At 65.5% G+C, this 23,159-nt stretch carries 18 protein-coding genes; 13 read left to right on the forward strand and 5 right to left on the reverse strand.

Annotated features, from left to right (window positions below; all coding sequences use genetic code 11):
• Nucleotides 1–138: 138 nt before the first annotated feature.
• A complete protein-coding gene (gene dnaN, locus BES08_RS01870) occupies nt 139–1,257 on the forward strand; it encodes a DNA polymerase III subunit beta (RefSeq protein ID WP_008830966.1) in 1,119 nt (372 codons plus the stop codon).
• Between the two features lie 70 nt (nt 1,258–1,327).
• Here the strand turns inward: dnaN and BES08_RS01875 are convergent, their stop codons facing one another.
• Nucleotides 1,328–2,632 carry an FAD-dependent oxidoreductase gene (locus BES08_RS01875; RefSeq protein ID WP_069707548.1) on the reverse strand — a complete coding sequence of 435 codons (1,305 nt, stop codon included), beginning with the start codon at nt 2,630–2,632 and terminating at the stop codon, nt 1,328–1,330.
• Nucleotides 2,633–2,802: 170 nt separating this feature from the next.
• Between BES08_RS01875 and BES08_RS01880 the strand changes: the two genes are divergently transcribed.
• The 6 genes from BES08_RS01880 to BES08_RS01905 all read left to right on the forward strand — a co-directional run bounded on the left by BES08_RS01880 (nt 2,803) and on the right by BES08_RS01905 (nt 9,677).
• Nucleotides 2,803–5,526, forward strand: a complete 2,724-nt coding sequence (locus tag BES08_RS01880; protein WP_231958130.1) for an EAL domain-containing protein — start codon at nt 2,803–2,805, stop codon at nt 5,524–5,526.
• 77 nt (nt 5,527–5,603) lie between these two features.
• Nucleotides 5,604–7,406 carry a translation elongation factor 4 gene (lepA, locus tag BES08_RS01885; RefSeq protein ID WP_069707550.1) on the forward strand — a complete coding sequence of 601 codons (1,803 nt, stop codon included), beginning with the start codon at nt 5,604–5,606 and terminating at the stop codon, nt 7,404–7,406.
• Nucleotides 7,407–7,575: 169 nt separating this feature from the next.
• Complete coding sequence (locus BES08_RS01890) at nt 7,576–8,151, forward strand: helix-turn-helix transcriptional regulator (RefSeq protein ID WP_231958131.1); 576 nt, start codon at nt 7,576–7,578, stop codon at nt 8,149–8,151.
• Nucleotides 8,152–8,235: 84 nt separating this feature from the next.
• Nucleotides 8,236–8,574, forward strand: coding sequence for a hypothetical protein (locus BES08_RS01895; RefSeq protein WP_008830961.1), 339 nt, complete (start codon nt 8,236–8,238; stop codon nt 8,572–8,574).
• A gap of 36 nt (nt 8,575–8,610) precedes the next feature.
• On the forward strand, nt 8,611–9,141 hold the full coding sequence (locus tag BES08_RS01900; RefSeq protein WP_069707552.1) for a hypothetical protein: 531 nt from the start codon (nt 8,611–8,613) through the stop codon (nt 9,139–9,141).
• Nucleotides 9,142–9,203: 62 nt separating this feature from the next.
• Nucleotides 9,204–9,677, forward strand: a complete 474-nt coding sequence (locus BES08_RS01905; protein WP_008830959.1) for a JAB domain-containing protein — start codon at nt 9,204–9,206, stop codon at nt 9,675–9,677.
• Here BES08_RS01905 and BES08_RS01910 read toward each other — a convergent pair.
• Nucleotides 9,674–11,707 (reverse strand): TonB-dependent receptor plug domain-containing protein, encoded by a 2,034-nt coding sequence (locus BES08_RS01910; protein ID WP_069707553.1) that lies wholly within the window; start codon nt 11,705–11,707, stop codon nt 9,674–9,676. The two genes, BES08_RS01905 and BES08_RS01910, sit on opposite strands and share 4 nt — an antisense overlap.
• Nucleotides 11,708–11,832: 125 nt before the next feature.
• Here BES08_RS01910 and BES08_RS01915 point away from each other — a divergent pair, with 125 nt between their 5' ends.
• Both BES08_RS01915 and BES08_RS01920 read left to right on the forward strand, forming a co-directional pair.
• Nucleotides 11,833–12,378, forward strand: a complete 546-nt coding sequence (locus tag BES08_RS01915; protein ID WP_036523320.1) for a hypothetical protein — start codon at nt 11,833–11,835, stop codon at nt 12,376–12,378.
• Nucleotides 12,375–13,334, forward strand: coding sequence for a cytochrome-c peroxidase (locus BES08_RS01920; RefSeq protein WP_069707554.1), 960 nt, complete (start codon nt 12,375–12,377; stop codon nt 13,332–13,334). The genes BES08_RS01915 and BES08_RS01920 overlap by 4 nt, the downstream gene beginning before the upstream one ends.
• 4 nt (nt 13,335–13,338) lie before the next feature.
• Here BES08_RS01920 and BES08_RS01925 read toward each other — a convergent pair whose 3' ends face one another.
• The gene (locus BES08_RS01925; protein WP_069707555.1) at nt 13,339–14,319 is read right to left on the reverse strand and encodes a sensor domain-containing diguanylate cyclase; all 981 of its coding nucleotides are present in this window, start codon (nt 14,317–14,319) and stop codon (nt 13,339–13,341) included.
• Between the two features lie 218 nt (nt 14,320–14,537).
• On the opposite strand from BES08_RS01925, the gene BES08_RS01930 reads away from it, so the two are divergent.
• The 3 genes from BES08_RS01930 to BES08_RS01940 all read left to right on the forward strand — a co-directional run bounded on the left by BES08_RS01930 (nt 14,538) and on the right by BES08_RS01940 (nt 18,909).
• Nucleotides 14,538–16,172 (forward strand): alpha-D-glucose phosphate-specific phosphoglucomutase, encoded by a 1,635-nt coding sequence (locus BES08_RS01930; RefSeq protein ID WP_069709117.1) that lies wholly within the window; start codon nt 14,538–14,540, stop codon nt 16,170–16,172.
• A gap of 266 nt (nt 16,173–16,438) precedes the next feature.
• Entirely contained in the window at nt 16,439–17,743 is a 1,305-nt protein-coding gene (locus tag BES08_RS01935) for an NtaA/DmoA family FMN-dependent monooxygenase (RefSeq protein WP_069707556.1), read from the forward strand.
• Nucleotides 17,743–18,909: an alpha-hydroxy acid oxidase gene (locus BES08_RS01940; protein WP_069707557.1), complete on the forward strand. Its 1,167-nt coding sequence runs from the start codon at nt 17,743–17,745 to the stop codon at nt 18,907–18,909. The genes BES08_RS01935 and BES08_RS01940 overlap by 1 nt, the downstream gene beginning before the upstream one ends.
• On the opposite strand, the gene malQ is transcribed toward BES08_RS01940, so the two are convergent.
• Together malQ and BES08_RS01950 are read right to left on the reverse strand one after the other, a co-directional pair.
• Nucleotides 18,906–20,894, reverse strand: coding sequence for a 4-alpha-glucanotransferase (gene malQ / locus BES08_RS01945; RefSeq protein WP_069707558.1), 1,989 nt, complete (start codon nt 20,892–20,894; stop codon nt 18,906–18,908). The two genes, BES08_RS01940 and malQ, sit on opposite strands and share 4 nt — an antisense overlap.
• 33 nt (nt 20,895–20,927) lie before the next feature.
• Nucleotides 20,928–22,154, reverse strand: a complete 1,227-nt coding sequence (locus BES08_RS01950; RefSeq protein ID WP_069707559.1) for a glycosyltransferase family 87 protein — start codon at nt 22,152–22,154, stop codon at nt 20,928–20,930.
• Between the two features lie 152 nt (nt 22,155–22,306).
• Here BES08_RS01950 and BES08_RS01955 point away from each other — a divergent pair, with 152 nt between their 5' ends.
• Nucleotides 22,307–23,155, forward strand: coding sequence for an arylamine N-acetyltransferase family protein (locus BES08_RS01955; RefSeq protein WP_008830949.1), 849 nt, complete (start codon nt 22,307–22,309; stop codon nt 23,153–23,155).
• Nucleotides 23,156–23,159 lie beyond the last annotated feature (4 nt).

The following is a 23,159-nucleotide window of genomic DNA, read 5'->3' on the forward strand; positions in this document are numbered from 1 at the left end:
AACCCCCGATTTATCCCCAGATTCGCCGTATTTCGGCCACTTCCAGCTTGCCGCTGCCCCGACTCCCGTTAGAGATAGTCGTCCGAATTTAAGGGATATCCTTATCCCGTGCCCGACCAAGGGGGACTTGAGGCTGTCATGAAGGCCACTATCGAACGTTCCACGCTGCTGCGCTGCCTTTCCCACGTGCAGTCGGTCGTCGAGCGCCGCAATACCATTCCGATCCTCTCGAACGTGCTGATCGAGGCCGCCGCCGGCGGTGCGCTCAAGATCATGGCGACCGACCTCGACCTGCAGGTCGTGGAAACGCTGAGCGCGGTTTCGGTGGAGCAGGCCGGTGCGATCACCGTCTCGGCGCATCTGCTGTTCGACATCGCGCGCAAGCTGCCCGAGGGCAGCCAAGTCAGCCTCGATTCGGCGGACAACCGCATGGTCGTGAAGGCCGGTCGCAGCCGCTTCCAGCTGCCGACGCTGCCGCGCGACGACTTCCCGATGATCGCGGAAGGCGAACTGCCGACCAGCTTCGAGGTGCCCGCCGCCACCCTGGCTCAGCTGATCGACCGCACCCGCTTCGCGATCTCGACCGAAGAGACGCGCTACTACCTCAACGGTATCTTCCTGCACGTCAGCGACGAGGAACTGAAGGCCGCCGCCACTGACGGTCACCGTCTGGCGCGCTTCACCATCGCCCGTCCGGACGGCTCGGAAGGCATGCCCGACGTGATCGTGCCGCGCAAATGCGTAGGCGAACTGCGCAAGCTGCTCGAAGAGGCGCTGGACACCAACGTCCTCGTCGACCTGTCGGCCAGCAAGATCCGCTTCACGCTGGGCGGCGAGCACGGTGTGGTGCTGACCAGCAAGCTGATCGACGGCACCTTCCCGGACTACACCCGCGTCATCCCGACGGGGAACGACAAGCTGCTCAAGGTCGATCCCAAGAGCTTCTTCCAGGGCGTGGACCGCGTGGCGACCATCGCCACCGAGAAGACCCGCGCGGTGAAGATGGCGCTGGACAGCGACCGGATCACCCTGTCGGTCACCTCGCCCGACAATGGCACGGCGGCCGAGGAAGTGCCCGCGCAGTACGCCGCTGAAGGCTTCGAGATTGGCTTCAACGCCAATTACCTCAAGGACATCCTCGGTCAGATCGACGGCGACACGGTGGAACTCCACCTTGCCGATGCGGCCGCGCCGACGCTGATCCGTCAGGACGACAAGAGCCCCGCGCTCTACGTGCTGATGCCGATGCGCGTCTGACCTTCACGGCAGGCAAAGAAAAGGGCCGGGGCGAAAGCTCCGGCCCTTTTTCTTTGTCATGGCTAAGGGTTCAGGCCCGTCCGGTGGCCTCGATCATCTTTTCCAGTTCGACGAACTTCTCGCGCGGGGCGCCATCGCGGGCAGCGGCGACTTCGGCTTCGTCGATCTTCTGCCAGTCGGTGAACTTGACGACCTGGATGCCGCGCTGTTCCGCGAGGGCATCGAAGCCAGGGCGGCCTGGTTTGCCGGAATCGCCCTTCATGTCCGCCGCGATCTTCTCGACGATGGCAAATCCGTCCGGGCGGTTGGTGCCGATCGTCCCGGTCGGCCCGCGCCTTGCCCAGCCCACACAGTAGAGACCGGGGGCGATGCGGCCTTCGATGTTGGCGAAACGGCCGCCCTGCTCGTCATAGGGCACGTCGGGGATCGGCGAAGTCTGATAGCCGATGCAGGCGACGACGATCCCGGCAGGGATGCGATAGGTTTCTCCCGTGCCGATGGCCTTGCCGTTCTCCAGGCGGGTGCGTTCCACTTCCACCGCTTCGACATGGGTGTCGCCGAGGATGGCCTTCGGGGCAGCGAAGAAGTCGAATTCGACCGTGACGTCATCGGCGCGCGGGTTCTGGTTGGTCGCGAAGGCGCGCAGCAGACCGAGGGATTTGCGAAGCCCCGTATCGAGGCCCGCGTCGGCTTCCAGCGGAGGCAGGTCGGCGGGATCCACTACGGGGTGCGCACGTTCCAGCTTGGCGAGTTCGCCCAGTTCCTTGGGTGTCATCGCGATCTGGTGCGGTCCGCGTCGCCCGAGGATCACGATGCGCCGCACCGCCGAATTGTGCAGGGCGGCGAGGGCATGGGCGACGATGTCAGACCCCGCGAACTCCGCCTCCGACTTGGCGAGGATACGCGCCACGTCGAGCGCGACATTGCCGTTGCCGACGATGACGGCGGTGTCGTGGTCCAGTTGCGGGTCGAGTCCGGTAAACTGCGGATGGCCGTTGTACCAGCCGACGAACGCGGCGGAGCCGAAGACGCCCGGCAATTGCTCACCGGGGAGGCCGAGCTTGCGATCGTGCGGCGCGCCGGTGGCCAGGACCACGGCGTCGTAAAGGTCCTGCAATTCGGCGACCGTCACGTCGCGGCCGAGCATCACGTTGCCGACGAATCGGACGTTGCGGGTGAGCGCCGTGTTTTCATAGCGACGGGCGACCGCCTTGATCGATTGATGGTCGGGCGCGACGCCGGTGCGGATCAGACCGAAGGGCACGGGCAAAGTGTCGAATATATCGACGTGCACCTCGTCGCCCCACTGCTTGAGTGCGGCTTCGGCGGTGTAGTAGCCCGCCGGGCCGGATCCGACGATGGCGATGTGCCGCATGGCTATGTCTCCCGTATCTGGCCGACTTCGTTGCCGGCCGGTTGAATGGAAGCAAGCACGGCGACGAAGCGGTATCAAGTGAAATGCTTCGGATTCCGGATCGTTGCCCGATCGATTGCGGTCGTCTCGCTTAACGGTTTCGCAACGGCGGCAAAGGCATGGTTGCGGGCATGAAGAAACCGGGTCTGCGTGGCGAACGACAGGCGGCGCATTCGGGCGCCGAGCGAGGGCTTCTGCCCGCAGCGCAGGAGGCGAAGAACGATTCGCACGGCAATGCCGCACCCGCTGCGTCCTCCCCCTTCGCGGGGTTCGCCCGATGGAGCGGGCGGCCCGATGCCGGAGACTGCCTCCATTATTTCACGTGTCGCCGCTGGGTCCTGATGGGGCCGGCGCTGCTTGTCAGTGCGCTACTGATGGGCCTTATATCCGGGACATTGCCGGACATGGTGGCAGGCCTGTGCATGGCCCTCGGCATGGCGCTGTGCCTGCCTGCTTCGATCTATGCGCGCATGGAGCGCAGGGTGGTTCACAATGGATGGCAGCGCTATCCGCTGCTGTTCGTCGCGATCCTGCTGCCGATGATGCTGTTCGGCTTCGGAGCGGCGCGCTGGACGAACCTGCACCCGCACCTTGGCTGGGAGGTGACGGTCAATATCTTCGTCATCGTCGTGTTGATGGCGACGGCGTTGCTGGAGAATCGACTGACCTCGATCATTGCCGCGACGATAGGGCTATGGGGGGGCGGCTCGCTCCACGCTGGCTCGATGGCCTCGTTCACACTGCTGACGGTAGGCACGGTGATCGGCCTGCTCATGGCGATCCGGCAGGCGCGTACCGCGTCGTCGCAATCGAATCGCCATGCAGAGCGCGAGCGCGAGCAGCGCCGCGCCGAACAATTGCTTCATGAGTACGAGCAGACCGGGCAAGGCTGGTTCTGGGAGACCGACCGTCAGGGCAAGATCACGTATGTGACCCGGAGCATCGCCGCCTTGTTGGGCAGCACCGTGTCCGAGATGGAGGGTAAGCCCTTCACCGGCATGTTCATGCTGGAAGCTGCGGGGCAGGAGGGGGAGCGCACACTGGTGTTCCATCTCAACACGCGCTCCTCGTTCCAGGACCTGGGCGTGCGTGCTGCGACGGGCGAGAAGGACGAGCGCTGGTGGTCGATCTCCGGTCGCCCCGTGCTCGACCAGTTCAACAATTTCATGGGCTTCCGTGGGTCGGGCACGGATCTGACCGAAAAGCGTCGCTCGCAGGCACACGTCACGCAGCTAGCCCGGTTCGATTCGCTCACCAAGCTGGCCAACCGCTTCCAGATGTCGGAGTGGCTGGAGAAGATCCTGACCAGCCCGCGCATAGAGACCCGCGCCTGTGCGGTATTCCTGCTCGACCTCGACCGCTTCAAGGCGGTCAACGACACCATGGGGCACCCGGCGGGCGACGCCTTGCTCAAGCAGGTCGCCGAACGACTGAGCAATACCGTGGGCGATCGCGGCCGCGTCGGGCGCCTCGGTGGCGACGAGTTCCAGGTGATCCTCCACGGCGCGCAGAACCGCGAGGGTCTGGCTCATCTGGCGCGCCGCATTATCGAGAACCTGTCGCAGCCCTACACCATCGAAGGTGCGCGGGTGACCATCGGCGCCTCGGTCGGCATCGCACTGTGCCCCGATGACGGCATGACCTCGGATGCACTCATCCGCAACGCGGACCTCGCGCTTTACGCGGCCAAGGGCGGCGGACGCGGGCGGCATCACTTCTACGATGAGGACCTGCACTCCGACGCCAAGGAGCGCCAACAGCTTGAGCAGGACTTGCGCGACGCCATCGCCAGCGGGTCTCTCGAACTGCATTATCAGCCGCAAGTGCGCACCACGAGCGAGAAGATCACCGGTTTCGAGGCGCTGCTGCGCTGGAACCATCCGGTGCACGGCTATATCTCGCCGGCCAAGTTCGTGCCGGTGGCCGAGGAGACCGGCCTCGTCGCGCAGATCGGCGAGTGGGCCTTGCGCACCGCCTGCGCCGATCTTGCAAAGTGGCCGGAAGAGGTGCGCGTCGCGGTCAACGTCTCGCCGCTGCAGTTCGCCAACCCCGCACTGCCGGCCATCGTCACCAGCGCGATCGCCGCTGCAGGCGTCTCGCCCGGGCGCCTGGAATTGGAGATCACCGAGAGCGTGTTCCTCGGCGACGACAGGACCACCGAGGCAATGTTCTCCGCGCTCAAGAACCTCGGCGTGCGGCTGGCGCTCGACGACTTCGGGACGGGCTATTCCTCGCTCGGCTATCTGAAGAAGGCGCCGTTCGACAAGATCAAGATCGACCAGAGCTTCGTGCGGGGCGCCACCATCCAGGGCAGCCGCAACGGGGCGATCATCTCCTCGATCGTCAACCTTGCCGAGGCGCTCGGCATGGAGACGACTGCGGAAGGCGTCGAAACGCTGGACGAACTGGACCTCGTGCGCATGCTGGGCTGCAGTCACGTGCAGGGCTACATCTACGAGCGACCACTCAATGCACAGAGCGTTCTGGCGCAACTGGCCGACGGCCTCATAGCCGTGGCGAAAGGCCCGCGTTCGGCCCGCGCGACGCGGCAGACGATGCTGCGCAAGGTCGCGCTGGAACATGGACCGCACAGTTACGAAGGCACCATTCGCAACATCTCGCAGCACGGCGCGATGATCGAGGGCCTGTGGAACGTGCCGGTGGGAACGACATTCGGTGTGCATCTGGCGGATGACTATGTCGTCATGGCGACCTCGCGCTGGTGCAAGGAGGACCGCATGGGGCTCGAGTTCGGGCAGCCGCTGGAACTCGACGGCAATGGCGCGGTCCTGTTCACGCCGGTCCGGCCGAGGCGCGAGAAGTCGGAGACGGCACCGCTACGCCGTACAGCGTGACGCCTTGCGCACTTTTTCGCATTTTCCCGCCCCGGAGGTGATTTCACACCGGCGTAAAATGCTCTAACGGCGCTTCCATGACCGAACTCGCGCAGATCCGTAACTTCAGCATCATTGCCCATATCGACCACGGCAAGTCGACGCTCGCCGACCGTCTGATCCAGACCACCGGCGGCCTGTCCGAGCGCGAGATGAGCGCGCAGGTGCTCGACAACATGGACATCGAGAAAGAACGCGGCATCACGATCAAGGCGCAGACCGTGCGCCTGAACTACACCGCCTCCGATGGCCTGACCTATGAGCTGAACCTCATGGACACGCCGGGCCACGTCGATTTCGCTTACGAAGTCAGCCGCAGCCTTGCCGCCTGCGAAGGCGCACTTCTGGTGGTGGACGCCGCGCAGGGCGTGGAAGCGCAGACGCTGGCCAACGTCTACCAGTCGATCGAGCACAACCACGAGATCGTGCCGGTCATCAACAAGATCGACCTGCCCGCAGCCGAGCCGGAGAAGGTGCGCAACGAGATCGAGGAAGTGATCGGCATCGACGCTTCCGAGGCGGTCATGGCCAGCGCCAAGTCGGGCATCGGCATCGCCGAAGTGCTCGAAGCCGTCGTCAAGAAGATCCCGCCGCCCAAGGGCGAGCGCGACAAGCCGCTGAAGGCGATGCTGGTCGATTCGTGGTACGACCCGTACCTCGGCGTCGTCATTCTGGTCCGCGTCATCGACGGTGTCATCAAGAAGGGCCTGCCGGTCAAGTTCATGCAGGGCGGCACCGACCACCTCGTCGATCGCGTCGGCTGCTTCACGCCCAAGCGCATTGACCTTCCCGAATTGGGTCCGGGCGAGATCGGCTTCATCACCGCGCAGATCAAGGAAGTCGAACAGGCCAAGGTCGGCGACACCATCACCACGGTGAAGGGGGGCGCCACGCAGGCGCTGCCGGGCTACAAGGAAGTGCAGCCCGTGGTGTTCTGCGGCCTGTTCCCGGTCGATGCCAACGACTTCGAGAAGCTGCGCGAATCGATCGGCAAGCTGCGCCTCAACGATGCTTCGTTCAGCTTCGAGATGGAATCGAGCGCGGCGCTGGGCTTCGGCTTCCGCTGCGGCTTCCTTGGCCTGCTGCACCTGGAGATCATCCAGGAGCGTCTGAGCCGCGAATACGACCTCGATCTCATCACCACGGCGCCTTCGGTGGTCTATCGCCTGACGATGACCGACGGTTCGATCAAGGAACTGCACAACCCCTCCGACATGCCCGATCCCGTGAAGATCGACTTCATGGAGGAGCCGTGGATCAAGGCGGTGATCTACACGCCTGACGAATACCTCGGCTCGATCCTCAAGCTGTGCCAGGATCGCCGCGGCATCCAGAAGGACCTCACCTACGTCGGCGGCCGTGCGCAGGTGACCTACGACCTGCCGCTGAACGAAGTTGTGTTTGACTTCTACGACCGCCTCAAGTCGATCAGCCGCGGCTACGCCAGCTTCGACTACGAGCAGACCGGGCTTCAGGAGGGTGACCTCGTGATGATGAACATCCTCGTCAACAACGAGCCGGTCGATGCGCTGTCGATGATCGTTCACCGCAGTCAGGCCGAGCCGCGCGGGCGCGCGCTGGTCGAGCGGCTGAAGGAACTGATCCCCCGTCATATGTTCAAGGTGCCGATCCAGGCCGCGATAGGCGCCAAGGTCATCGCGCGCGAGACGATAAGCGCCATGCGCAAGGACGTTACGGCCAAGTGCTATGGCGGCGACATCAGCCGCAAGAAGAAGCTCCTCGACAAGCAGAAGGAAGGCAAGAAGCGCATGCGCGAATATGGCAACGTCCAGATTCCGCAGGAAGCCTTCATTGCCGCGCTGCGCATGGGAGAGGAATAAGCTCCTCTTGACGGAGAGGCCGCGAAAAGGCCCGGCAACCGCACCGGCGGTTGCCGGGCCTTTTCGCGTTGTTACCTCGGAACCCGATGTTTTTATGGTAAAATATTGACTAACTATGTTTATGATTGCGGCTGCGTAGTATCGTTGGTTAGTTTTAAGGCGGAGCCGGGTGGGTCGCTGGCAAAGTATGGCGGACAGAAATCTCAACGAGCATGGAGCGAATCGCGTGCAGGGCGCAGGGCTTCAGCATGTCTTCCCCGGACTGACCCCCAAGCAGCATGAAGTGCTGCGATTCGTATCCGAAAATCGGACCAGCAAGGAAATCGCCTGGGAACTGGGCATCTCCGAAAGCGCCGTGAACCAGCGGATCGAGGGCGTGCGTATCCGAGCCGGCTCTCCGCCGCGCGCCGAACTGGCGCGGACCTACAGGCAATATCTGCTGGATCAGGACGCACCCTGTAATCCAATACCAGATAAGATTCCTCAGGTTCCGGAAGTGCTGCCCGATGCATCAGTCAGGGCTCAGGACGAACCGGCGGCAAGCCTCGCTCTCTCGGATGCCATGACCTACACGGTCACGGCGCCCTGGCAGCGCGAGAATTACGGCCAGATCGTCCCGGAGGTGCTCGATGGGGCAAATGCCGGGCTAAGCCGGACAGCCGCCATGGTCGCCATCGCCGGGGGTATGCTTCTGGTGGCGATGGTGGGTCTTGGCGTCGTTCGTGCGCTGGCCGATCTGATCTGATCGGAACGGCCTTGTTCCAGCCTCCCCAAACCTGTGTTTGTGGCGCGTCCGCCGAGCCGGTCCCGCGTCAGGGGGAATATTGCCATGTCGATGACCATTGCTGCCGCTACCGCCCGGATCGCCCGCCAGCTTCCCGAGGCCGAACTTTCGCTCGACTCCGCGCTTCTCGCTTCTGCGCGGCTGATGGAATCGATGCTGCTGGCACGTCAGGCGGACGGGGTGGAGACCTTCACTGGCCAGACCGCACTGATGCGCCTTGCCAAGGCTCAGCGTACGCTGATCGAAAGCCAGAACGACATGATCCGTGTCCATCAGGAACTGCGCGGTGTCGGCCTCGAAGTGAAGGCGATCACGGACGACGCAGGCACCTGCCCGAAGGAAAGCGGCCTCGCCGTGGCAGAGCCGATGCTCCGCAGCGCCTGATATCCCATGCCGTCTGGCCGGGAATGCGGAGGCGACATGCCTGAGCATTCCTGGCTGGAAATCCTGTGGTTTCACAAGGACAAGATTCAGCTTGCCGTCTATGCGCTGCTCTTCCTCTACTGCCTGGCGCGCAGGATGCCTGCGCCGGAGTGCGTCCTTTCGGGGGCGCTCTTCGGCATGGGGGCAATCGACAAGCTGCATCACCTTGCGATTGGCGGCTCGATCATCTGGCGTCATGCCAACGTCGGGCACTTGTGCATCGATGCGCTGGCGATGGCGGGCATGTACATCGTCGCGCTTCATGCCAACCGGATATATCCGTTATGGATAGCTGGTGCGCAGATCATAGCGATGTTCGGGCATTTCTACCGTTTGGCGCTGGAGGAGATCAACACCTTCGCTTACGACGCCATGGCGGTGACGCCCTCCTACATCCAGTTCGTGGCGATGCTGCTGGGCGTGGTATGTCACATGTCGCGGCGCACGAGGCTGGGCAAGTATCCATCCTGGCGGCGCTCCTCGCTCCCTACGCTGGAGACGCCGGCGAGGATATTGCCGGGCGCCTGATCGGGCATTTCGGGTCGCTGCGTACGATCTATTCCGCATCGCTCGAATCCCTGCGGCAGGCCATGGGCGACGATGGCCCGTCCAGTGCCTGGCTCGCCGATGCGATCGTGGCGGCCCGCCGTCTTGCCGAAGCGGCTTCCCGCGAGGCGATGCGCGGCTTGCCACTGGATACCGGTTCAGCCGAGTTCAGGCGCTACCTCGTCAATCGACTGGGTTGCCGGCGCGAGGAGTGCGTGCAGGTCTTCTATTTCAATGGCGAGGGCATCTACATCGCCGAAGACCTCTACACTGGCGGCAGACGGACAGAGTGCCTGATCCCGCTGCGCCGGACTGTTCGCCGCGCCTTCGATCTCGACGCCAGGCGCATCGTACTGGCGCATAATCACCCGTCCGGAGCAGCCCGTCCCAGCGCTGACGACATCGCCGCCACCGCCAGGTTCAGGCAAATCGTCGAGCCACTGGAGATACGGCTCGACGACCATTGCATCGTTGCCGGCAATGCGGTTGCCAGCATGAGGACCATGGGGATTTTCTAGTTCTTCAGGCGCAGGCTAACGAAGAGGGTGCGTCCCTGCTCGGGGTAGCCATCGACGGTGGTGTAGTTCTCGTCGAACAGGTTGCGTCCGCCGAGGCCCAGGGTGGCCCATTCGGTCACGTCGAAGTCCACGCGCAGGTTGGCCAGTGCGTAATTGCCGGTCTGGTAGTAGCGCGTTCCCGCGGTGTTTACGGTCCAGCGCTTCGACGCGACGTCGAGGCTCGGCAGGATGCGCAGCGCCGGGATAGGCGACCACTCGGCCCAGACGAAGCCCGAATGTTCGGGCACGCCGGTGATGTGGAACGAGGTGATCCGCGACAGCGTGGGGTCGTTCAGCTTGCGATGCACCCAGCCGTAGTTGGCGCCGACACGCAGCGTCTCGGCGATTTGCGCGGTCGCGGAGATGTCGGCGCCGTAGTAATCGCCCGAGCCGACGTTGCGGCTCTGCGCGGTGGACTGGCCCTGGTAGATGAACGGGAACGAGACGATCGCGTCATCGACCTTGGCGTACCAGCCCGAAGCTTCGATGCGCAACGCTCCGAACTGGCGTGTGCCGCCCAGTTCGACTTGCGTGGCGCGTTCGGCCTTGAGGTCGGGGTTGGAGGTGGCGCCGCCGAAGCGGGTGCTGAAGCGCTCGAAGATGGTCGGGAAGCGCGCACGCGAGGAGACCGACAGGTGCACGGTGGTCGCCTCATCGGGCGTCCAGAGCAGTTGCCCTTGTGCATTCCACGCATCGCCGTTGCGCAGGTCGTAGTAGACGAAAGCGCCCGAGGTGTAGTCTTCGGCGCGGCGCAGGTCGCGCCAGTCGTAGCTGGCACCCACGACCAGTTCCAACTGCGGCGTCAGTTTGTAGCCGTTCTCGATCGCGGCGCTGTAGGTTTCCTCGATCGTGGTCTGCCAGGGTTCCCATGTGCCGGAAGGGAAGCCCTGCTGGATCTCGCGGTGGCGGTCGTTGCGGTAGTGGAACGAGACGCTCAGTCGCTCGGCCTCGCTGGGGTTGAGGTCCAGCTGGGCGGAGCCGCCGTAGGCACGGTCGCTATAGGCGCTGTTGAACGAACTGCCGCGCGTCTGGGTGTTCAGATTGGCATTGTCGAAGCTGTCGAGGCTGTTCTTGAAGGTGTTGTAATAGGCGCGCGTGCGCAGCGTCGCGATCTCGCCCAGTTGCGTGGTCGAGAGGAAGTAGACGTTCTGCAGGTTCCAGTAAGGCCAGGTCCAGTAACGCAGGCCGGTGCTGTCCGAGACATGGAGCGGGGCCAGCTTCTCGCCTTCCTGCCGGGTGAAGCTGATCGCGTATTCGTCGGTCGCGTTGGGGGTGAAGCCCAGCTTTGCGTTTACGCGCCAGTCTTCGGAGCGCGACAGATCACGTTCGCCGCCGTCTTCGTTGCGGGTGGCATCGAACTTGTTCGAGAGGTCCCAGTGATCGGTGAAGTTGCGCGCGTAGCTGGCCTGCGCGTACCATTTTTCCTGCCGCGTGCCGAGCGAGACGAAGCCGGTGTAGCCCGCATAGTCCACGTCGTTGTCGAGGTTCAGGCTGAAGCGCGCCTCGGCGTCGAATTCCTTCTGCGGCTTGCGGGTGACGAGGTTGACCGCGCCGCCCATCGCGCCCGGACCGTTGAGCACCGAGACATAACCCTTGGCGACCTGGATTTCGGCGACGTCGGGCGTCAGGAAGCGGCCGTAGTCGAGGCGTCCGTCGGCGGGCAGGTAGACGCGGATGCCGTCGATCGACAACGGCACCTGGTAACGGTCGAAGCCGCGCACGTAGATCAGCCGCTCATTGCGCGAATTGCCCGAGAGGCCCGAGGTGACGCCGGGGATCAGCTTGACCGCTTCATCCAGAGTATCGCGCGAGAAATCGTAGATCGCCTCGGCATTGACGGTGGAGGCGGTAATGTCGCCGTTCCCCGTGCGCGGCGCGGTGACGACGATCTGGCCGAGGCCGAAAGTATTGTCGGTGTCATCAGCGGCGAATGCGGGCGCTGCCACGCAGACCAGCGACGCGGCGAGCGCCGCGGTGATCGCATACTTCATATTATCCCCCTTGAACCTTCTGAAGATTCGCGCTTGGAACGAATCTGTATCCCGCCGTACATAATTACATCGGGCAGTACACAAATATATTCCATGAAACATAGAATGGGCACGGAGCCATGATCATGACACGCACCTTCGGCGCACTTCTTCTTGCGATCGCGGCGACGGGTTCCGCGCAGGCGGCCGAGCCGATGCCCGGGGCGATGACGGACCACGATCATGCCGCCTGCGCCGCGCCTGCTGCCGTTCCGGCCGATCTTGCGGGATGGAGTGCAGCGCATCGGCCGTTGAAGGCGGCGATCAAGGCAAGCGGCGCGGCCAAGGCGCTGCTGGAGCAGGGCGTAGCTGCCGATGCCGCGCTCGCGCCGACGCCGAAGGTCACGTACGTGATCGAGCCCGGAAAGCCGGGCGGTTCTGTCAGTTTCGGCGGGCTCTTTGCGTTCGACGTCGCTGCTGCCGGTCGCTACCGCGTGGCGCAGAGCGGGCGTTCATGGGTCGATGTGATCGTCGAGGGCAAGGCGGTACCATCGGTAGCGCATGGTCATGGGCCGGATTGCTCGGGCATCGCCAAGATGGTCGAGTACGATCTTCCGGCTGGTCGCCATCTGCTGCAGATCGCGGCCAATGGCGAACAGGTGCTTACGGTGATGGTCGCTCCCGTCCGATGAGGCATACAGGGGGCTGGGCGCTGCTGCTGTCGAGCCTCGTCCTTGCGGCCGGGGCAGGGATGGCGCGCGACGGCCGGGGCAATCTCGATGCGCAAGTCGCGCTCGGACGGCGGCTGTTCCATGATGGCGATCTCTCGATCAACGGCACGCTGTCTTGCGCGACGTGCCACGATCCGCGCCACAGCTTTGCCGACGGCGTGCGCGCGCACCCGGGCGCGCATGGCGAGCCGGGCCTGCGCAACGTGCCGTCGCTGGTGAACGTCGGCAGCTTTTCGCCGCTGACCTGGGGCAATCCCTCGCTGGCCACGCTCGAGCAGCAGGCGCTGGTGCCGATTGCCGGCGAAGACCCGGTCGAAATGGGCATGAAGGGGCAGGAAGTCGAACTGACGCGCCGCCTCTCGGCCAATCCCTGCTATCGCAAGCTGTTCAAGGCGGCGTTCCCGGCGACGCGCGGGCGGATTGACTTTACCTCGGTATCGGCCGCGCTGGCAGCGTTTCAGCGCACGATCGTCAGCCACGAGACCGACTGGGACCATGCTGCTGCGGGCGGCCCGGTGCTGGACGAAGCAGCCGCGCGCGGAGAGGCGCTGTTTCGCGGGAAAGGCGAGTGCGCCGGGTGCCACTCGGGCCGCGAGTTCACCGACCTTGCCTTCCACCGCCTGTCGGGAGCGCCGGCAGATCCTCCGAACGGCGACTTCGGCCTTGCGCGTGCCACTGGCCGGGTGGAGGATCGCGGGAAGTTCCGCACGCCCTCGCTGCGCAATGTCGCTCCGACCGCACCTTATCTCCATGACGGCAGCGCGGACACCATGACTGAAGCCATCGCGCGCCATGGCACGACGCTGTCACCCGCAGAGACGACGGACATCGAAGCGTTCCTCAATGCCCTGACCGATAGGGCGGTGGGCGCCGACCCGCGCTACACCCGGCCGGGCAAGGCTTGTGAGGCGTCCTGATCGGTCAGGCGACGACGCAGCGATTACGCCCCCCGCGCTTGGCCTCGTAAAGCGGACCATCGGCGCGGGCGATCCATTCCTCGGCGACCGTCACGCTGTGATCCAGTGTAGCGATGCCGAAGCTGGCGGTGACTGCGATCGTCCGCGTCGGGGCGACCACGATCGGGCGCGCCTCGATCGCGGCGCGGAACCGCTCGGCGGCGGCCAGCGCTTCGCCCACGCCGGTTTCCGGCAGCATCATCGCGAATTCCTCTCCGCCGAGACGGCCTAACACATCGGCGGAGCGGCCCGCCGCGCCCAGCGTCGCGGCAAGATCGCGCAGGACGGCGTCTCCGGCGGGATGGCCCCAAGTGTCGTTGACGGACTTGAAGTGATCGACGTCGATCAGCACCAGCGACGCGGTGCGGCCATAGCGGTGGCACCGCGCGATCTCCTGGTTCGCCTTCTCGATGAAGCCGCGCCGGGTGAGGGCGCCGGTAAGCTGGTCGCGCTCGGCGATGCGGCGCAGTTCCATCTCGTTGACGACGATCCGGGCGAAGTTGCGCAGGATGTCGAGTTCGCCGTCGGTGAATTCGCGGGTCTTGGTATCGACCGCGCACAGTGCGCCGACATTGTAGCCGTCGGACGTCACAAGCGGCACGCCCGCATAGGCGCGCACGTGCGGGTCCTGCAGCACTGCGGGGTAGTCGGCAACGCGCGGGTCCTGCGTGGCGTCGGGGATGAGCAAGGGGGCATGCTGCTGGATGGCGTAGGCGCAGAACGATTCGCTGCGCGGGGTCTCGGTGGCGTCGATGCCCTCGATCGCCTTGAACCACTGGCGGTCCTTGTCCACCAGCGTGACGGCGGAGATCGGCACGCCCAGCACCGTGCGCACGAGGTTCACGACATTGTCGAACGCCTCTTCGCGCGGCGTATCGAGAATGGCGAGGCGTTGCAGGGCGGCGAGGCGGGCGGGTTCGTCGGCCAGGGCGGTCTGGGCATGCATCCGGCAAGTACTCGTGCGGCGCGCCGAGGTCCTAGGCGCAGGGGCAAGGGTTCGATCCTCGGCTATTTACATAGTCGATAGTTAATGAACTCGGAACGACTGCAACCCTGCGTCGCCTGCCGCATTGCAGCAAGCAACCATTTGACAATGTGCGTCCTGACACGAAAGTGTCGCCTATTGCGCACATGCCTGTTGCCGTATCATTGGAGACCCCGTCCTTGACCCAGATCGTCACAGTTTCGACCATCCCGTTCGACGGTCAGGCACCCGGCACTTCGGGCCTGCGCAAGAAGGTGAAGGTCTTCCAGCAGCCGGGCTATGCCGAGAACTTCATTCAGTCGGTCTTCGACGTCGTCGAGCCGCAGCCCGGCGCGGTGCTGGTGATCGGTGGTGACGGACGCTACCACAACCGCACGGTGATCCAGCAGGCGATCCGCATGGCGGCCGCCAACGGTTATGCCCGCGTGCTGGTGGGGCAGGGCGGTATCCTCTCCACCCCGGCCGCGAGCCATGTGATCCGCAAGTACGGCGCCAGCGGCGGGCTGGTGCTCTCGGCCAGCCATAACCCCGGCGGGCCGGACGAGGACTTCGGCATCAAATACAACATCGCCAATGGCGGCCCCGCGCCCGAGAACGTCACCGGCGCGGTGCTGGATCGCACGAAGACGATCGATCGCTGGCTGACGGTGGAGGCGCTCGACATCGACCTCGACGCCGTTGGAGAGGTGCACGTGGGCGCGATGACCGTGCAGGTCATCGACCCGGTCGCCGACTACGCCGATCTCATGGAGGAACTGTTCGACTTCGACGCGATCCGCAAGATCGTCGCCTCGGGCTTCACGATGCGCATGGATTCGATGAGCGCGGTGACCGGGCCCTACGCGGTCGAGATCCTGGAACGCCGCCTCGGCTTCGCGCCCGGCACCGTCGTCAACGGCGTACCGCTCGAGGACTTCGGCGGGCATCATCCCGACCCCAACCTGATCCATGCCAAGGACCTCTACGATCTGATGATGTCCGAAGACGCGCCCGATCTGGGTGCCGCATCGGACGGGGACGGGGATCGCAACCTCATCATCGGGCGCGGGCGCTTCATCACGCCCTCGGATTCGCTGGCGATGCTGGCCGCCAACATCGAGATCGCCCCCGCCTATCGCGGGCGGCTGGCGGGCATCGCCCGTTCGATGCCGACCAGCGGCGCGGCGGACCGCGTGGCCGAAGGGCTGGGCGTGCCGGTCTTCGAGACGCCGACTGGCTGGAAGTTTTTCGGCAACCTGCTCGATGCAGGCAAGGTCACGATCTGCGGCGAGGAAAGCGCGGGCACCGGCTCCGACCACGTGCGCGAGAAGGACGGGCTCTGGGCGGTTCTGCTTTGGCTCAACATCCTGGCGGTGCGCGGCATCAGCGTGGACGACCTCGCGCGGGAGCACTGGGCGCGTTACGGTCGCAACTACTATGCGCGCCACGACTTCGAGGGCATCGCCACCGAGGGCGCGAATGCGCTGATGGACGGGCTCAAGACGCAATTGGATACGCTGCCGGGCGCTGTTTTCGGGCCGTTGACGGTCAGCCATGCGGACAGCTTCTCTTATACCGATCCCGTCGATGGTTCGGTCAGTGCGAACCAGGGTATCCGCGTGCTGTTCGAGGACGGAAGCCGCATCGTCTTCCGCCTCTCCGGCACCGGCACGCAGGGCGCGACCTTGCGCGTGTACCTCGAACGTTACGAGCCGCGCTTCGGCGATCTCGACGCGGAGACGTCGGCGATGCTGGAGCACCAGATCGCTGCTGCTGAGACGATCGCCGGGATTGCGGCGCATACGGGGCGGACGGCGCCGGATGTGATCACTTGAGGCATGCGTCGTCCCGGACTTGATCCGGGACCGGTGGCTGTCTTTAGGCATACCTTGGAGGCGCGCTTCAAAGTAGGCTGTTCATGGCCAGCGGTCCCGGATCAAGTCCGGGGCGACGATACGCTCAGGCGATGAATTGGATATGATGATCTCACGAATTGGCTGAATATCGCCGATTTCCTGAAGGTCGACGTCCACTAGTGTATACATTGTTCTTGCGGACGCTCTCCACCCCCTTCATCACCGGGGGAGGAGAGGCACCCCGCATGAGCAAGCATATCCATCTGGTCAGCTTCCTGATCAATTCGCCCATCAATCACACCGTGCTGAGCTGGGCGCAGCCGGGCGACAACCGGCTTGACGCGCTGCACGACCTCGCGGCGTGGCAGGACCTTGCGCGGACGCTGGAGCGCGGTCGCTTCGACGGCATGTTCTTCGCCGACACGCCAGGCGTCTTCGACCGCTACCGCGACAGCCACGAGGATGCGGTGAAGTACGGCGTATGCTGGCCTTCGCTCGACCCGGTGGTGCTGCTCTCGGCCCTCGCGGCGGTGACCACGCACCTGGGGCTGGCGACGACGATGTCGACCAGCGCCTATCAGCCATGGACCATCGTGCGGCAACTGGGCACCCTCGATTACCTCTCCGGCGGGCGGATCGGCTGGAACATCGTCACCGGCCACTTGCGCGGCGAGCATCGGGCGCTTGGCCTGCAGCAACTGGACCACGATCGCCGCTACGACCGCGCCGACGAATACATGGAGGTCTGTTACAAGCTGTGGAACTCGGTGAAGCCGGGCGCGATTCTTGCCGACCGGGAGGCGGGTCTGTTCGCCGACCCCGCGAAGGTGGAATTCATCGACCACGCGGGCGAGTTCTTCTCTTGCCAGACCGTCGCGCCGGTGCCGCCTTCGCCGCAGGGGCACCCGGTGCTGTTCCAGGCGGGCAGTTCCGGGCGCGGGCAGCAGTTTGCGGTCAGCCACGCCGACGTCGTCTTCTCAATCCAGCCCAATGTCGCGGGGATGAAGCGCTTCATGACCAATCTGGCCGAGGCCGCGCAGGTTGCGGGCAAGGCGACGCCCGGCGTCAGCTTCGGCATTCAGCCTATCGTCGGCGGCACCGAAGAGGAAGCGAAGCGCAAGCTGGCGGACCTTGTCGAAAAGCTGCCGATCGACGGCTGCCTCGCGCGGCTCTCCGGCACGATGGGCGTGGATTTCGCCGGGATGGACCTCGACCAGCCGCTCGCCGAGATCGAGACGCAGGCATCGCAGGGACTGATGAAGGCCTTCGCCAACATCGAGGGCGATAAGCCCCTGACCTTGCGCGAAGTCGCGATCCGCTGGGGTCTCGCGGTAGGCAAGCCGCAGATCGTCGGCACGCCCGAGCAGGTTGCCGCCGAAATGGAGCGCATCTGGCGCGAAACCGGCTGCTACGGCTACAACGTGACGCCGACGGTGATGGCCAGTTCGGTCACCGATTTCGTCGATCAGGTCGTGCCGATCCTCCAGAAGAACGGCGTCTACCGGACCGAATACGAAGGCACGACATTCCGCGAAAACCTGGGACTGTAATGGGCGGGATTGCGAAGAAGGCCCACAATATCGCGCAAGTTCGGGCACTGGCGAAGCGCCGCCTGCCGCGCGCAATCTGGGAGTTCATCGAGCGCGGGACCGAGGACGACCTGCTGATCCAGCGCAACGTTGCCGCGTTGCAGGCGGTGCAGTTTCTGCCACGGACATTGCGCGACGTGGCTGAACGCTCCGCCGGGATCGAGCTTTTTGGCCGCCGTCAGCCGCTGCCTTTGGTGATCGCGCCGACGGGTGTATCCGATCTGCTCTGGCACCGGGGCGAGCGGGCGATTGCGCGCGCGGCGGCCTCGGCGGGCATACCCTTTACCCAGACCACAAGCTCGACGACCAGCTTTGCCGAGATAGCGAAGTGCGCCACCGCCGGGCACTGGATGCAGATGTACCTCTGGGAGCGGCGCGACCTGTCCTGGCAGGTGGTCGATACCGCGCGAGAGAACGGCGCGGAAGTTCTGGTGCTGACGGTCGACACGCCGATGTGGCCGCTGCGCGAATTCAACAAGCGCGCGGGCATGTCCAATCCGATCCGCCCGAATGCGACGCTGGTATCGGATTTCCTGAAGCGGCCTTCGTGGTTCGCCTCGGTGATCTGCCGTTACTATCTCGAAGGCGGGTTGCCGCAGTTCGCCAATTATCCGCGCGAGGTCGGCGGCAAGCTGACCGGCACTGTCAGCCGTGTGGCGAATTCCGCTTCGGTTTGCTGGCGCGACGTTGCCGAATTGCGCCGCCGCTGGCCGGGCAAGCTGGTCGTGAAGGGTGTGCTCAGTGCCGAGGATGCCCGCATCGCGCTCGATCACGGCGTGGACGGCATTGCGGTGTCGAACCATGGCGGGCGCAATTTTGACAGCTCGCCTCCTGCCATCGACGTGCTGGCGGGGATCGTCGATGCCGTTGGGGACAGCACCACCATCCTGTTCGACAGCGGCGTGCGGCGCGGGGCGGACGTGATCAAGGCGCTGGCGATCGGCGCGAAGGCGGTGCTGGTGGGCCGCGCGACGCTCTATGGCTGCGCGGCGGGGGGAGAGCACGGCGCGCGCCACGCGATCGACCTGCTTGCCAATGAGATCGACGTGGCGATGGCGATGGTCGGCGTGACCCGGCTGGAGAAACTGGACCGCAGTTACCTGATGCCAGGAACCTTCAGGGGTTAGGCTACCCCCTTGCGGGCATCGTCCAGTGCCTGAACCCGCGCGGCCGTCGCCGGGTCCTGCAGCAGGTCCGACAGCGGCGCATTGAGGCGGCGTCGCCAGTTGGGGTGCTCGGTGATGGTGCCGGGCAGGTTCGGCTGTTCGGGTTCCGCCAGAAGGTCCTCCAGCGGGGCGATCGCAAGGCCGCAAGGGGTGCTGCCGATATGGCGCAAGGCGGCCTCCACCACGGGAGCGGGATCGTCCGGCGCAGGGCGCGGTGCGGCGTCGCGGGTCAGCGAAGCCCAGAGCAACCCGCGATCCCACGCGCGACGGGCTTCGGCTTCATCCACGGTGGTGTCTTCGGGCAGGCGGCCGAGGCGCTGCGCCCATTGCAGATCGCGCCCGCTCCACCAGCCTGCGACGGTGGGCGTATCGTGCGTGCCGGTCATCGCGGCGGCCTGCGCATCGTAGTCCGCCGCGCCGATGAAGCCGTCGTCGGCCGCGCGTTCGAACCACAGGACGCGCATGCCCAGCATCCCGCGCTCGGTGATCGCCGGGCCGAAGCCATGCGGCATCGTACCCAGATCCTCCGCGACGATGAGCGCGCCCGCCAGATGCGCCTCCAGCGCGACGAGGCGGATGAGGTCGGCGAAGGGGTAATGCAGGTAGGCCCCCGCGCTGGACGGCTGACCTTCCGGCACGACCCATAGCCGGGCGAGACCGAACGCGTGGTCGATTCGCAGCGCGCCAGCCGTGGAAAGCGCTGCGCGGATCGTCGCGATCCACGGCGCATAGCCGCTGCGCGCCAGCCCGCGCGGCGAGAAGCCGGTGAGCATCCAGTTCTGCCCCAGCGGCCCCAGCGGATCGGGCGGCGCGCCGATGGTCAGGCCCTGCAGCAAGGTGTCGCCCATGGACCAGGCATCCGCGCCGCCGGTATGGACGCCGACAGCAAGGTCCGCCAGCAATCCCACCGCCATGCCCGCAGCTCGCGCGCGGCGCTGCACTTCGCCAAGGCTTTCGCGCGCCAGCCACTGGGTGAAGAGGTGGAATTCCACTTCGGCCGCATTGTCTCGAGCGAAAACGGCCACGGCCTCGCCGTCGGGATCGTGGAATGCGGGCGGCCAGTCCTGCCAGCCTTTCGCGCCCTTGCTGCGGAAATGCACGTCGAGCGCATCGTAGAGCGCCTGTCGCCGCAGGCCCTCGCCATGGGGCGCGTTGTCGTGAGCGATCCGCTCGCGGGTCGGCGCGTCGAGACCGGCAAAAGCCGCACGCATCCGGGCGAGGCGGGCGGGCAGCGCCGCTTCCCAGTCGATCAGCGGGCCGTCGCCACCGGCATCGTCGGGCAGCGGCGGTAGCCCCAGCAGCGCGGGATCACCCATGGCACCGTTCAGATAGAGGCGGCTCGAGGGCGAATAGGGGCTGAAATCGTGCCCGTAGCCTGCGAACAGTGCATGGACCGGGTTGATCGCGATGGCGTCGGCCCCGCGTGCGGCGAAGACTTCGGCGGCTTCGGCCAGTTCCCCAAAGGTGCCGAAAGCACGGGGCTGCTTGCCGCGCAGGGCCGGGATCTGGATGGCTGGACCCCATATGCGTCCCTTGCCCAGCGATGCGACCGTCGGGCACGACGTCGGCGCGACCGCCAGCGTCAGGGCATGGCCGTTCACGGTCAGCGGGTAGTAGCCCGGCGTGTCGATCGCAGGAAGCGTCCAGCGCGCGGTGTCCAGAGGCCGCGTCGTGCCGTCCGGCAGGGTGAGTTGAGCACCGGCGAGGCTTGTCGGCAACGACGTTTCCTTGCCGACGTCGGTGACGATCATCGCCGGAGGTGCTGTCATCTCGGCTTCGACCCGGGCGAGGCTGGCGGCGATCTGCTCGGGCGTTGCCGCCGGGAAGCCGAGCGCCAGGGCTATCGTGCGCAGCGAGGCGTCGGTTACGACCTGCTCCCTGCCGTCGACGTCCCACCAGATACGCTGCAGTCCGATCGCTTCGGCAAGTGCGTGCAATTCCTGCATCCGTCGGGAGGCTCCTCGCTGATGGGGCGAAGGCTAGCGCCTGCGCGGGGCGGCGGCAATCTCGCCTTTGCGCGCGTCCCATGCGATCAGCGCCGCCAGCACGACCGCGACGAGGGCGTAGCGGCCACGGAAGGGAACGTTAAGGATCGGGTATTGTGCCAGCAGGTGCGGCGGGTCGGTCCAAGCCGGGATCACCAGCGCCATCCAGCAGGCGAGCACCATCGGTGTGCGCAGCGGGTGAGGGTCGCCCAGCGTCTGCGCGACGGCGGCGAGGATCACCGGGAAGATCAGCGCATAGTGATAGCCCCAGGCATTGGGCGCAGCGACCAGCGAGGCGCAGAGCAGCAGGTTCAGGCTGTCCAGCGGACGGCTTTCGCGCGTGATCGCTTGATGCGCCATGGCCGCAAGGATGCCGAAGGCCAGCAGCGCCTTGGAGGCAAGCTGAATGGTCTGAGGGATCGGTACGAAATGCAGCACCGGCTGTCCTCCGCCCGCCTCGATATGCGTGGCGATGCCGGCCAGCGACTGCGCAACACCGGGCATCGTGTAGCCCTGCGCATGAGGCAGGAGTTCCAGGAAATACTGCGCGTAGAGCCCCGGCGCGGCCCAGAGCAGCCCCAGCAAGGCGATTGCCGCGCTGGCGATCACGGTGGCGAGGGCGGCGCGCCACTTGCGCGGCGTCAGGAACAGCGCAGGGACGAGGCCGGGGTAGATCTTGAGCCAGAACCCCAGGGCGATGGCGATACCTGCGCCTGAGGCACGTCCGCGCGCGGCGCAGTACATGCCCGCGACTGCCGCCCCCATCAGCAGGATGTTGACTTGCCCCGCCGCCAGCGAAGTCCCGATCGGGGCGATCGCCAGCGCGCCGAGAAGCGCGGCTCCAATGGCAAGACGCGGGCCGCCAGCCAGCCGCACCGCCATCCACGCGGCCATCGCCAGTACCGTGAGACACAGCGCGGTGTGGATGAGGAACGCCGTGTCGATCGGCAGGCGTGAGAGCAGGTTGAAGTAGATCAGCGAGGGCGGCGGATAGACGAAGCCGCTGACGAACTCGCCATTGTGGCAGATGTCATAAGGTGTCGAGAGGTTGGCCGCGCCACACATGTAGGTTCGGAAATCAAGCGTCAGGGCCGCCTTGCCGGCACCTTCGCGCAGCACCGCGGCGAACTCCATCACATGATGGGCGATAAGCAGTCCGCTCAGCGCGATCAGCCCGAGGGGGAGCCATTGGGCGGGCAATCTTGCGCCGGTCTCGTTCACGTCACCTCCTCCATGGTCTGAAAGCGGAATAGCGACGGGTGGTTACCGAGGTGAAGAGAACTTGTCCCGCTTCATCCTCAGGTTCTAAGCATGGTATCCCGCCTTTATCCACAGGCTTGCCCACGTCCGGCGAGAGCGGGTAGGGCGGCGCCATGGATATCGATCGCTACCTCGCCCGCATCGGCCTTGCCCACGTACCTTCGGCGGATCCGGAAGGACTCGCCGCGATGCAGCGCGCGCATCGGCAGGCGATCGGCTTCGAGAACCTCGATATTCCGCTAGGGAACGGCATTCGCATCGATTCCGGCAGCGTGTTCGACAAGCTCGTGGTGCAGCGGCGCGGTGGCTACTGTTTCGAGCAGAACCGGCTCTATGGCGATGCGCTGATGGCTCTGGGCATGGTGAACCGGCCGCTTCTTGCGCGCGTGCGCATGGGGCTGGCCGAAGATGCGCCTCTGCCGCCGCGTACGCATGTGCTACTGCTCGTCCGGGCCGAGCCGGGGCGGGCGTGGATTGCCGATGCGGGGTTTGGAGGCAGCTTCGTGCCGCCTCTCCCGCTGGAGGACGGCGCCGAGGCGCAGACGAGCGACGGCGCGGCGCACCGCTTGCGGCGGATCGGGACGATAGGGGCAGAGGGCGGCGAATGGCTGCTCGAACGCGCCGGGCCGGTCGAGGCGACCGACGGCCGCCCGGCACCGCACGGCGAATGGCAGCCGCAGTATGTTTTCGACCTTGCCGAAGTGGTTTCGGACGACCTGGAGATGGCCAACCACTGGACTTCCACCCGGCCCGGCACGCGATTCACCACGCTGCACGTCGCGAGCGTGGTACTGCCTGACGGTTTCGCGGCGCTGAGCGAGCGGACTTTGCGCGTCCATCGCGGCGGGACGACGGATACGCGTGAGATCATCGACGCCGCCGACTACGCGGTGGCCTTGCGCGAACTCTTCGGTATTGCGCTGAGCGAGAAGGAAGCTGCGAGACTCCCCTTGTTCAACTGATGCA

The organism is Novosphingobium resinovorum, from assembly GCF_001742225.1.
GTDB classification, from domain to species: domain Bacteria; phylum Pseudomonadota; class Alphaproteobacteria; order Sphingomonadales; family Sphingomonadaceae; genus Novosphingobium; species Novosphingobium resinovorum_A.

Coding starts and splice junctions, on each gene's coding strand:
- BES08_RS01935 (WP_069707556.1), top strand. CDS start 16,439: ATGAGCAAGCATATCCATCTGGTCAGCTTCCTGATCAATTCGCCCATC.
- dnaN (WP_008830966.1), top strand. CDS start 139: ATGAAGGCCACTATCGAACGTTCCACGCTGCTGCGCTGCCTTTCCCAC.
- BES08_RS01910 (WP_069707553.1), bottom strand. CDS start 11,707: ATGAAGTATGCGATCACCGCGGCGCTCGCCGCGTCGCTGGTCTGCGTG.
- BES08_RS01900 (WP_069707552.1), top strand. CDS start 8,611: ATGCCTGAGCATTCCTGGCTGGAAATCCTGTGGTTTCACAAGGACAAG.
- lepA (WP_069707550.1), top strand. CDS start 5,604: ATGACCGAACTCGCGCAGATCCGTAACTTCAGCATCATTGCCCATATC.
- BES08_RS01925 (WP_069707555.1), bottom strand. CDS start 14,319: ATGCATGCCCAGACCGCCCTGGCCGACGAACCCGCCCGCCTCGCCGCC.
- BES08_RS01920 (WP_069707554.1), top strand. CDS start 12,375: ATGAGGCATACAGGGGGCTGGGCGCTGCTGCTGTCGAGCCTCGTCCTT.
- BES08_RS01880 (WP_231958130.1), top strand. CDS start 2,803: ATGAAGAAACCGGGTCTGCGTGGCGAACGACAGGCGGCGCATTCGGGC.
- BES08_RS01940 (WP_069707557.1), top strand. CDS start 17,743: ATGGGCGGGATTGCGAAGAAGGCCCACAATATCGCGCAAGTTCGGGCA.
- BES08_RS01905 (WP_008830959.1), top strand. CDS start 9,204: ATGGGCGACGATGGCCCGTCCAGTGCCTGGCTCGCCGATGCGATCGTG.
- BES08_RS01875 (WP_069707548.1), bottom strand. CDS start 2,632: ATGCGGCACATCGCCATCGTCGGATCCGGCCCGGCGGGCTACTACACC.
- BES08_RS01895 (WP_008830961.1), top strand. CDS start 8,236: ATGTCGATGACCATTGCTGCCGCTACCGCCCGGATCGCCCGCCAGCTT.
- BES08_RS01915 (WP_036523320.1), top strand. CDS start 11,833: ATGACACGCACCTTCGGCGCACTTCTTCTTGCGATCGCGGCGACGGGT.
- malQ (WP_069707558.1), bottom strand. CDS start 20,894: ATGCAGGAATTGCACGCACTTGCCGAAGCGATCGGACTGCAGCGTATC.
- BES08_RS01955 (WP_008830949.1), top strand. CDS start 22,307: ATGGATATCGATCGCTACCTCGCCCGCATCGGCCTTGCCCACGTACCT.